The organism is Rhizobium sp. M1, assembly GCF_002531805.1.
GTDB lineage: Bacteria > Pseudomonadota > Alphaproteobacteria > Rhizobiales > Rhizobiaceae > Rhizobium > Rhizobium etli_C.
In genome coordinates this window covers 1-10,302 of sequence record NZ_NWSW01000073.1, presented here as the reverse complement: position 1 = coordinate 10,302, position 10,302 = coordinate 1, and the positions used below count along the sequence as shown (strand labels likewise).

Below are 10,302 nucleotides of genomic sequence, written 5' to 3'. Positions count from 1 at the left end.
CCCCGCTATTGCCAGACGGGGTCAATGCACCGCTTACATGACGAGTTCCCTGGGGATTGGTAATTGCCGCCTCCAGCAGTCAGTTGATGAGAAGCGTTAAGCTTCACAGATTGTCGCCTCTCTTCCAAGGTCGCTGGTTCTGCGCGGATGTTAACGTATACAATCAGGCAATGTTGCCTATGTCAACGATTACATTCAGCGCTATGAATGCGATGCCCCTCCTCTGCAGCCGCGACTCGTTGCCGCAAATAACGAGCGGTGATCGGCTTGAAGACGAATGGCAACTCATGATCCTTCAAGTGAGGCGCGGATCCCAAAGTCGAGCTTGCGTTTCCGCCTCGTAATCCTTCCCTGTCGGATAGGTTATGAGTTCCAACTGCAGTCCCCAAGGCGCCAGGAAATAAAGCCAAGTCACGCCATGGTCCGGCCCCCCCGGTTCAACAACCGGATTGCCGAGTATGCGAATGTTGTGGTGACGCAGATGCTCAACAGCCCTTTCGATATCTTCCACGTAGAACGCGATGTGATGCCCGCCGATATCGCTGTTTTTGGGTGCAACATTTTTCTGATCGGGAGAATCGTATTCGAACAGCTCTAAGTTCGAGTTATTCCAACAGCGCAGAAACGCCACGCCGCGAATTCGCGCGCGCCGGTGGACATTCAACTGATCCCTCATGAACGTGCCTTCGTCATCTCCGAACGCGCCGGCACGATAGATAAGTTCGCATCCGATCACATCGCAGAAGAAGGCAATTGCCTCGCCAAGATTGGGCACAGTGATGCCGATGTGATCGAAGCCACGAAAGCCTGGAAGTCCACTGCTCATCGAAAACCTCATGCTCGGCCACACATAGAAGAAGTGGGAACCGGTCCTTTCAAAACTCGCGCCTCGACCGGAATGATTAGCGACGATTAGAAATCGACTTCGATCGCTACACCTTTCGAAACCGCAAGGTCGACGACAGCCGAGGCCACCGCCAGATCCTGCAGTCCGACGCCTGTTCCGTCGAACAAGGTAATGTCGTCGGCTGAGCGGCGCCCTTTCACGTCGCCTGTGATGACAGCGCCAATCTCAAGAATGTCTTCTTCTGCGATCAGGCCCTCGGCGATGGCATGCTGGCATTCGCCGATGGTTATCGCCTGCGCCACTTCATCGGTGAAGATCGAAGACGCAGCCACCAGCTTGGCGTCCACCTCCTGCTTGCCCTTGGTATCGGTTCCCATACAGGCCAGATGCGTGCCCGGACGAACCTGGGAGGCCATCAGGCTGGGACTGAATGACGAGGTTATCGAGATGATCACGTCGGCCTCTGCTCCGAGCCTGTCGAGATCGACGGCTTCGAAGGGTAAGCCGATCTCTCTGGCAACGTCCTCGAGGCGGGCCAGCATTTCCGGATGATAGTTCCAGGCAACCACTTTCTCGAAGTTTCGCTGCTGGACTGCTGCCCTTAGCTGGAAGGTTGATTGATGTCCGGCGCCGATAATGCCGAGGATCTTCGCGTCTTCACGGGCCAGATATTTGATCGAGATTGCAGACGCCGCTGCGGTCCGTAATGCGGTCAGAAGATTTCCGCCCACCACAGCACGGCATCGTCCGGTGTCCGCGTCGAACAGGAATACCGTCGATTGGTGGTTGGTCAGGCCCTTTTCCGCATTTTTCGGCCAAAAACCTCCGGATTTCAGACCGAGAGAGAGGCTCTCCCGGTCGAAACCTGATTTGAATCCGTAGAGCGCGTCTGCATATCCTATCGATTCGCGGACCACCGGAAAATTATAGGCCGATTTTCTGGCCATGGCGGCGAACACCTGTTCTACAGCGGTAAAGCATTCGGCCGATCCGATCAGATCTGCAATTGCGCGCTCTGGAACGATGATCATCTCAATACGCCTTGCCTCTTGCCGATACCGGCCAAAGTGTTTCGACCTTGCCGTTGCGGACGCCGACATACCAGTCGTGGACATTGCAGGTCGGATCGCAATGGCCGGGAACGAGACGAAGCTTCTCGTTTATCTTCAGGACGCCATGCGGATCTTCGATGACGCCGTGTTCGTCGGTGCATTTGACGTATTTCACGTCGCTGCGGCCAAAGACGAAAGGCAGACCGGAATCGACCGACTGTGACTTTAGGCCAGCGTCGCAAATCGCCTTGTCGGCCTTCGCGTGGCTCATCACGGTGGTCAACAGAAAGAGCGCGTTTTCCCATTCGCCCCTGTCGATCCGGTTGCCGTCCTTGTCCTGGATGCGTCCGTAGTCGGCGTCCATGAAAGCGTAGCTTCCGCATTGCAGCTCGTTATAGACGCCGGAATTGCTCTCGAAGTAGTAGCTGCCGGTACCGCCGCCGCTCACCAGTTCAGGCTGCAGGCCGACGCTCTTCAGAGCTTCGACAGCGTCCTTCACCTGTGCAATGGCGACGTCGAGCTTGAGCTTGCGGTCTTCATACTTGTCGATGTGCTGCATGGCGCCCTGATAGGCCTGGATGCCGGCAAAGCGGAGGCCTGGAGCCGCATCGATAGCGCGAGCAAGCGCGACAACGGCTGAACTCGTGGTGACCCCGCACCGACCGGCACCGCAGTCGATTTCAACGAAGCAATCCAGAGACGTGCCATGTTTCCGGGCTGCGGTGGACAGTTCAGCGACATTGTCCAGGTCGTCGACGCATACGATTATCCTGGCGCCCTGCTGGGGAAGTCGGGCAAGGCGATCGATCTTCAGCGGATCGCGCACCTGGTTGGAGACGAGGACGTCCCGGATCCCGCCTCTGACGAAGACCTCTGCTTCGGACACTTTTTGGCAGCACACGCCGATGGCTCCGCCCAATTGCTCTTGGAGGCGCATGACGTCCACGGACTTGTGCATCTTGCCATGGGCGCGGTGACGCATATTGTGCGCTTTGGCGTAGTCACCCATCTTCCGGATGTTTCGCTCCAGCGCGTCGAGATCGAGGATCAGGCACGGCGTCTGGATGTCCTCGACACTCATTCCCGGCAGAGCCGGTACATCATAGCCGACTTGAAGGCCGTCGAAGTTTGCTTGCATGTTCATTTACCTCTCCCTTATTGCCAGGGTAACGTGTCGAGATCGACATTGCCGCCGGTGACGATGACGCCGATGCGCTTGCCGGAAAACAGGTGTTTGTTCTTCAGAATGGCCGCCAGCGGAACGGCGCTCGACGGTTCCATGACGATTTTCATACGCTTCCAGATGAGCTTCATGGCATCGATGATGTCAGTCTCCGATGCAGTGAGGATGTCGCTGACATTGTTCTTTACGAAGTGCCAGGTCAGCTCTTTCAGCGGAACTTTCAAACCGTCCGCGACGGTGTTGGGCGCGTCGTCGGCGATGATGTGTCCGGCCTTGAAGCTACGATAGGCATCGTCGGCCTGTTCGGGTTCGGCGGCATAGATCTTCACCCTTGGCGCAAGATTTGTCAGCGTCAGGCAGGTGCCCGATACCATGCCGCCGCCGCCGATGGGTGCAATCACCGCGTCCAGGTCATCGACCTGCTCTATCAGTTCCTTCGAGCATGTCGCCTGGCCGGCGATGACGCGGGGGTCGTTATAGGGATGAACGAATTCGGCGCCCGTTTCGGCGACGACCTCGGCGAAAACCGCCTCGCGCGATGACGTCGATGGCTCGCATTCGACGACCTGGCCGCCGTAGCCCCGCACCGCGTCCTTTTTGGCTTGCGGTGCCGTCCGCGGCATGACGACGGTGCACGGAATTCCCCGGCGCCCGGCGGCATAGGATAGGCAGGTGCCATGGTTGCCGGACGAATGGGTGGCAACGCCCCTCGCCGCTTGCTCTTCGCTGAGGCCAAAGACCGCATTGGAGGCGCCACGGGCCTTGAAGGCACCGGCTTTCTGCAGGTTCTCGCATTTGAAAAACAGATTGGCACCGACAAGCGTGTCGATGAACGTCGAGGTAAGGACAGGCGTGCGATGGATGTGCGGTTTGATGCGCTGATGGGCTTCAAACATGTCGGATAGAGTGGGTATGTACATCTGGATCAGACCTCAGGCGACCATTTCGACAGCGGACGTTTGGCTATTGCGATAGATCGCCTGTGCCGCGGCAACGCCGGAGCCGAGTTTGATGTTGAGGCCCAGATCGACCATGACCATCTCGGCCGTGGCAATACCGGACAGCGCCATCACATCCGTCATGCTGCCGACGTGACCGATGCGGAACACCTTACCCGCGACGTCTCCGAGGCCGGCACCGAAGGCGACGTCGTATTTTGTCGCAGCGTGCGTGACAAACCGGGAGGCATCGAAACCGGCAGGCGTCTGAACCGCGGTGACCGTGTCGGAATAGAGCTCCTCGCGCGCGGCGTAGAGCTCAAGCCGCCAGGCCCCAACCGCGGCGCGAACACCGGAGGCGATGCGCCTGTGGCGCGCAAAAACGTTCTCCAGCCCCTCTTGAAGAAGAAGCTCCATCGATACTTTGAGACCGTTCAGGAGCCCGACCGACGGCGTATAGGGGTAGCCGTTGGTCGAATAGCCCTTGGCCATATCGCGCACGTCGAAGAAGGCCCGCGGAAGTTTCGCCGTTTCCAGTGCCGCCATGGCCTTGGGTGAAAAGGCGGTAATCGCCAGACCGACAGGCAGCATGAATCCCTTCTGCGACCCGGTCACGGCAACATCGACGCCCCATTCGTCCATTCGAAAGTCCATCGAAGCGATGGAGCTGACGCCGTCGACGAGTAGCAGAGCGGGATGATTGGCGGCATTCAGCAGCCTGCGCACCGCCGCAACGTCGGACTTGACGCCGGTCGCGGTTTCGTTGTGGGTAACGAGAACGGCCTTGATCTCGTGCGCCTTGTCGCCGTTGAGAAGTTCCTCGTATTGCGCCAGCGGGACGCCGTCGTGCCAGGAGGACTCGATAGCATCGACTTTCAGCTGGTAGCGCCGGCACATGTCGATCCACTTATGGCTGAACATGCCGTGTCGGCCAGCCAGGACGCGATCGCCCGGGCTCAACGTATTCGTGATCGCCGTCTCCCATCCCCCGCTGCCCGTGGCAGGAAAAATGAAAACGGAAGCAGTTTCGGTTTTGAGAACCTGTTTCACACCCGCCAGAGCGGGATGAAGGATTTCGCCGAACATCGATGAACGATGGTCCATGGTCGGCATGTCCGCCGCCTTGCGCAAGATTTCCGGCATGTTCGTGGGGCCTGGGATGAAAACCGGATTTTGTCCGTACATGGTATGCATCCTCCTGTGCTTTCAAACTAGATAACATGGGTTTGCGCGAAGATATATTTTTTTGAAAAATATTTTCAATCGTGTAATAATTTGGTATTTTATAATGAATTTCAATAGTTTGATATTTTTCATTGCGTGAATTCGTTTTTCAGTTAACGATAAAAGCCTGCAATTGCGAGGGTGATCGATGCAAAACTTAAACCGACGGCGAGGGCGCCCGAAATCCTTCAACGAACCCCAGTCCTCAAGCGTCATACAGTCGCTCGATCGCGCTCTGGATGTCTTGGAGGCGCTGGCGTCGCCGGAAGGAATGACGCTGTCTGAACTTTCTGCCCATCTCGATCAATCGCCCGCGACGATGCATCGCGTTCTTGCCACACTCGAACGCCGCGAGTTCGTCGAGATCAGCCCTGATCGGCAGGTCTGGTTCATCGGCCCGGAAGCCTACCGCACCGGAGCGGCATTTCTGCGCCGATCCAATGTCGTCGAACGAAGCCGCCCGATCATGCGCGAATTGATGCTGGAGACAGGAGAGACGTCGAACCTCGGCATAGAGAAGGACGGGAATATTCTCTTCATCAGCCAGGTCGAGACACATGAATCCATACGGGCCTTTTTTCCGCCCGGAACTCTTTCGCCTCTTCATGCATCCGGCATCGGGAAGGCGTTGCTGAGCACCTATGATGATGGTCGCCTTTCCGCCCTGTTCAAGACTTCCACTTTGAAGCGGTTTACCGAAAATACCGCGCGCTCGGTCGCTCAGTTGAAAGAGGAACTGATCGTCAGCCGGGAGCGGGGCTATGCGATTGACGATGAGGAGCGGACCAAAGGCATGCGCTGTGTCGCCGCGCCGATCTTGAATGTACACGGCGAAGCCGTGGCCGGTATATCCGTCTCCGGTCCTACGCATCGAATGCCTGACCGGCTCATCGGGCAAATCGGCGAGCGCGTCGCCGGAGCTGCGAAAACCGTTTCTCGCAGATTGGGGGGCGGATAGCCTCACGATCTCAACCGCCGCGCCGCGCCGGTCGCCCAGATCGAAGCTTGGAAAGACCTCTCGGTTTTGGCCCGCCGGTTGCCCAATCCAGCAGTTCAACGGTGTGGACGATCGGAAGCTCGGTACCCGAACCGATCTGCATCATGCAGCCGATATTGCCGGTGCTGATCAGCTGCGGGCGAACGGCCTCGATGGTTGCGACTTTGTGCGATTGCAGTTGCTGCGATATTGCCGGCTGCAGCAGATTGTAGGTGCCTGCCGAACCGCAGCAGATGTGGGAATCGCGCGGCTCGACCACATCGAAGCCCGCCGATTTCAGGAGATCCTTCGGCTGGGCGCGAATTTGCTGGCCATGCTGCAGGGAGCAGGCGCCGTGATAGGCGACGCGAAGCGGATCGGCGTGCCCAGCGTCCTCAAGCCCGATATCCGCCATGACTTCGGTGACATCCCTGGCAATAGCCGAAACGCGCTCGGCGTCGGCCGCCATCGGGCCGTTTCGGAACATATGTCCGTAGTCTTTGACGGTGGTCCCGCATCCGGACGTGTTGATAACGATGGAATCCAGCCCTCCCCCGTCAAGCTCCCGAACCAAGGCGCGAATGTTGGCGCTGGCCATGGCGTGACTTTCCTCGGCCTTTCCCATGTGATGCGTGAGCGCTCCGCAGCAGCCGATGCCTTTCGGAACGACCACCTCGCAGCCGTGGCGGGTCAGAAGCCTGATCGTTGCGTCGTTGATATCCGTGTTCAGCGCACGCTGGGCGCAGCCGATCAGGAGAGCCACGCGTTTGCGCCGCTCGCCTTTTGGAGGAAATACTTGTGGCCTGTCGTTGTTGCTGACCTTAGGGATGCTCTCCGGCACCATCTCCAGCATTGCCCGCAACCGGGCATCGGGAACAAGGCGCCGCAGGGGGCGGGCCAATTTGGCTGCGGTCAAAGCCCAGCGGAACCGCTGAGGATACGGCACTATCCGGGCCAGCAGCCATCGCAACGCCCGATCGTCCCAGCGGCGGGTATAATTCTTCTCGATATAATCGCGCGCGTGATCGATCAAGTGCATATAGTTCACGCCGGAAGGGCATGTCGTCATGCAGCTGAGACAACTAAGGCAACGGTCGATGTGCTTTACGGTTGCGTCGTCGGGAACCCTGTCGTTTTCCAGCATATCCTTGATCAGGTAGATCCGGCCGCGCGGACTGTCGAGTTCATCGCCCAGCACACGATATGTCGGGCAGGTTGCCGTGCAGAAGCCGCAATGGACGCAGGACCGCAGAATCTCGTTTGATGTGCGTGTAGCCGGGTCTGAAAGCTGGGTCTGATTGAAATTCGTCTGCATCTAGCTGTCCATCAAACCGCGGTTCAAGATTGCGGCGGGATCGAACTGGTTGCGCAATGCCTTCGAGAGGCGAGCAACAGCTTCGCCTTCAGGCGCGAACCTCGGGCCGCAAAATGGGCTTTCATTGCGCATCAACAGGGCCTGTCCGGTGCCGCAGGCCCTGCGAACCTCAAGCGGCTCCGCCTGCCCCGCAAACCAGATCAACCCGCCTCCCCAATCGAGCGATACGGTTCCTCCAAGGTTCTCGAGTGCGGATGCGACGATCGGCGCATCCGTCGGCTTGACCAGGATTCGCCACAGCGGCAACTGCGGGTCGTCAAAGTGGTGCAGGTCTCGCAGCCGGCTCCACAGGTCCTTGCTCACAACATCGTAGAGAAAGTCGATATTATAGTGAGGTAGCAGGTCGAATATCTTTTCGCGCCTGTATTTAACCTGCTTGGAGCGCCCCTCGATCCTCAGCCAGGCGGTCCCGGATCTAAAGGCGGCGCCGGAGATTTCCATGGGGCTGGCAAGCGCGGTTTGAAAAATCCGGCTCGCTTCCGACACCGACACATTGTTGAAGCCGACCGACAGCTCGCTTTCGGGCGCTGGCAGCGTCTTTATGGCCACTTCCGTCAGGACGCCCAGTGTGCCGAAGGAACCACAGAGAAGTTTGCCAAGATCGAGACCCGTGACGTTCTTCATCACCCGGCCGCCGTTCTTGATGATCCGGCCCCGGCCATCGGCAAAGCGAACCCCAAGCAGATGGTCCCTGCAGGCGCCGATCTGGACGCGCCGCGGCCCTGAAGCATTGGTCGCAACCACGCCGCCGATGGTTGGAACACCGCCCGTGCTAAGAACGGTTCGATGATCCATGGGCTCGAAAGCCAGTGCCTGGCCTTCTATGGCAAGCGTCGCCTCGATTTCCTCAACGGGCGTCCCCGCTCGGGCGATCAGCGTCATGGCACCAGGTTCGTAGGTCACGATGCCGCTGAGGCGCCGGGTCGTCAGCGTGGTGGTTTCGAATGGAAAACTCGGCTTCAGGCGAGTGCCGCCGCCCATGATTTGGAGCGCTTTTACCGTCTTGCAGGCCTCATCCAGGAAGGCGGAAAGTTCAAGTTCGTCCGCGGGGGCGAAGAAGGTCTCTACGGATGCAGGCATGTTGCCTTCTGTCATCGTGATCGAGCTCTCTCGCGGTAGGGCTTACTCACCTCAAGGGGAAAGACTTTGGCAGCGTTCAACAGCCAGGCCGGATCGAAGACGTCCTTGATCGCCATCTGGATGTCCATGTCCGTCATGTTGAATTGTGCAGCCATGAGATCGCGCTTTTCGATGCCGACCCCATGCTCGCCGGTCAGGCAGCCGCCAACGTCAACACAAAGACGAAGAATGTCGGCGCCGAAAGCTTCGGCGCGCTCCAACTCGCCCGGCGCGTTGGCGTTGAACAAGATGAGCGGATGCATGTTTCCGTCACCGGCATGAAAGACGTTGGCGACTTCCAGGCCGTATTGCGTTGAGAGCTCGCCGATGCGCTTCAGCGTATAGGGGAGTTTCGAAACCGGCACCGTTCCGTCGAGGCACAGGTAGTCGCCGAGACGACCCATCGCGCCAAACGCCGACTTGCGGCCTTTCCAGATCGCGAGCGATTCATCGGCGTTTCGGCTGCTGCGAAACTCTACCGCTCCCAGCGCCTCAGCGATGGCGCGAATGCGCTGGGTTTGTTCGTCGATCTCCTCTTCGGATCCCTCGACCTCGACGATCAGAACGGCGGCGCAGGCGGGATATCCGGCTTTGGCAAATGCTTCGACCGCGCGCAGGCACACGTCGTCCATATATTCGATCGCCACCGGCAGCAGACCGGAGCGGATGATGCGACCGACGCATTCACCGGCAATCTCGGCGCTTTCGAAACCGATCAACATCGGCCGGGCGCCTTCGGCCTTGGGCATTATCTTCAAGGTCGCCTCGGTGATGATCGCCAGCTGGCCTTCGGAACCACACAAGAGTCCGAGAATATCAAGACCGGTCGTCCCCAAAAACGGCCCACCGAGCTCGACGACTTCGCCGCTCGGCAGCACCATGCGAAGGCCCATCAGATTGTTCGTGGTGACGCCGTATTTGAGGCAGTGTGCGCCCCCTGAGTTCATCGCGATATTGCCGGCAATCGTACAGGCAAGCTGCGACGATGGGTCGGGCGCGTAGAAAAATCCATCCGCGTCCAGTTCGGCGCTCACGGCAAGATTGGTGACACCGGTCTGGACCCGGATAAATCGGTTTGCCGTGTCGACTTCGAGGATCTCGCGCAGCCGGATCGTGCTGATAACGACGCTATCTGCGGTGGGCAAGGCGCCGCCGGCGAGCGAGGTCCCTGCCCCGCGAGGCACGACGGGGACGCGGCGCTCATAACAGACACGCATCGCTGTCGCGACCTCCTCGGTACTGCGCGGCAAGACGACCGCAAGCGGCGGACAGCGATAGGCTGTCAGTGCGTCACATTCATAGGCCCGGGTCTCCTGCGGATCCGAAATCACGGTGCCTTTGGGCAAGGCCGCTTCCAGTTCGGCGATGATCTGAGGCAATCGCGCCAGAATGTCAGCACGCGGCTCCGGCATGGCTATCGTTGACATGATCTTTCCCTTGCGTGCTTCGTGCGTCCGACGGTCAAATCACACCCATTTCGCAATCGAGGGTCCTCCCGTTCCCGGGCACCGGATCTCTCTGCGGTCGCGGGGCTTTTTCGCGCGCCGCCCTCAGCCGCGCGAAGTCGTCGCCGGCATGGTGGGAGGAG

At 59.0% G+C, this 10,302-nt stretch carries 9 protein-coding genes; 1 reads left to right on the top strand and 8 read right to left on the bottom strand.

Annotated features, from left to right (window positions below):
- Positions 1–295: 295 nt before the first annotated feature.
- From CO655_RS32485 to bhcA, 5 genes are all read right to left on the bottom strand, one after another.
- Complete coding sequence (locus CO655_RS32485; protein ID WP_097608616.1) at positions 296–826, bottom strand: VOC family protein; 531 nt, start codon at positions 824–826, stop codon at positions 296–298.
- An 86-nt stretch (positions 827–912) separates the two neighbouring features.
- On the bottom strand, positions 913–1,878 hold the full coding sequence (gene bhcD, locus CO655_RS32480) for an iminosuccinate reductase BhcD (RefSeq protein WP_097608617.1): 966 nt from the start codon (positions 1,876–1,878) through the stop codon (positions 913–915).
- Position 1,879: 1 nt separating this feature from the next.
- Positions 1,880–3,043: a 3-hydroxy-D-aspartate aldolase BhcC gene (gene bhcC / locus CO655_RS32475; protein WP_097608618.1), complete on the bottom strand. Its 1,164-nt coding sequence runs from the start codon at positions 3,041–3,043 to the stop codon at positions 1,880–1,882.
- 11 nt (positions 3,044–3,054) lie between these two features.
- On the bottom strand, positions 3,055–4,002 hold the full coding sequence (gene bhcB / locus CO655_RS32470) for a beta-hydroxyaspartate dehydratase BhcB (protein WP_170965063.1): 948 nt from the start codon (positions 4,000–4,002) through the stop codon (positions 3,055–3,057).
- A gap of 12 nt (positions 4,003–4,014) precedes the next feature.
- The gene (gene bhcA / locus CO655_RS32465; protein WP_097608620.1) at positions 4,015–5,205 is read right to left on the bottom strand and encodes an L-aspartate--glyoxylate aminotransferase BhcA; all 1,191 of its coding nucleotides are present in this window, start codon (positions 5,203–5,205) and stop codon (positions 4,015–4,017) included.
- Between the two features lie 187 nt (positions 5,206–5,392).
- On the opposite strand from bhcA, the gene bhcR reads away from it, so the two are divergent.
- Positions 5,393–6,202 carry an HTH-type transcriptional regulator BhcR gene (gene bhcR, locus CO655_RS32460; protein ID WP_097608621.1) on the top strand — a complete coding sequence of 270 codons (810 nt, stop codon included), beginning with the start codon at positions 5,393–5,395 and terminating at the stop codon, positions 6,200–6,202.
- Between the two features lie 10 nt (positions 6,203–6,212).
- Here the strand turns inward: bhcR and glcF are convergent, their stop codons facing one another.
- Genes glcF through CO655_RS32445 form a run of 3 tightly spaced genes read right to left on the bottom strand, consistent with a single transcriptional unit; the run spans position 6,213 to position 10,141 of the window.
- Entirely contained in the window at positions 6,213–7,535 is a 1,323-nt protein-coding gene (gene glcF / locus CO655_RS32455) for a glycolate oxidase subunit GlcF (RefSeq protein ID WP_097667929.1), read from the bottom strand.
- Positions 7,536–8,690 carry an FAD-binding protein gene (locus CO655_RS32450; RefSeq protein ID WP_210201041.1) on the bottom strand — a complete coding sequence of 385 codons (1,155 nt, stop codon included), beginning with the start codon at positions 8,688–8,690 and terminating at the stop codon, positions 7,536–7,538.
- Positions 8,687–10,141 (bottom strand): FAD-linked oxidase C-terminal domain-containing protein, encoded by a 1,455-nt coding sequence (locus CO655_RS32445; RefSeq protein WP_097608623.1) that lies wholly within the window; start codon positions 10,139–10,141, stop codon positions 8,687–8,689. Before CO655_RS32445 ends, CO655_RS32450 begins: the two co-directional genes overlap by 4 nt.
- Positions 10,142–10,302 lie beyond the last annotated feature (161 nt).

Bases quoted from the DNA above. Each gene is read 5' to 3' on its own strand.
- glcF (WP_097667929.1), bottom strand. From the start codon at position 7,535: ATGCAGACGAATTTCAATCAGACCCAGCTTTCAGACCCGGCTACACGC.
- bhcD (WP_097608617.1), bottom strand. From the start codon at position 1,878: ATGATCATCGTTCCAGAGCGCGCAATTGCAGATCTGATCGGATCGGCC.
- bhcR (WP_097608621.1), top strand. From the start codon at position 5,393: ATGCAAAACTTAAACCGACGGCGAGGGCGCCCGAAATCCTTCAACGAA.
- CO655_RS32445 (WP_097608623.1), bottom strand. From the start codon at position 10,141: ATGTCAACGATAGCCATGCCGGAGCCGCGTGCTGACATTCTGGCGCGA.
- CO655_RS32450 (WP_210201041.1), bottom strand. From the start codon at position 8,690: ATGACAGAAGGCAACATGCCTGCATCCGTAGAGACCTTCTTCGCCCCC.
- bhcA (WP_097608620.1), bottom strand. From the start codon at position 5,205: ATGTACGGACAAAATCCGGTTTTCATCCCAGGCCCCACGAACATGCCG.
- bhcB (WP_170965063.1), bottom strand. From the start codon at position 4,002: ATGTACATACCCACTCTATCCGACATGTTTGAAGCCCATCAGCGCATC.
- CO655_RS32485 (WP_097608616.1), bottom strand. From the start codon at position 826: ATGAGCAGTGGACTTCCAGGCTTTCGTGGCTTCGATCACATCGGCATC.
- bhcC (WP_097608618.1), bottom strand. From the start codon at position 3,043: ATGAACATGCAAGCAAACTTCGACGGCCTTCAAGTCGGCTATGATGTA.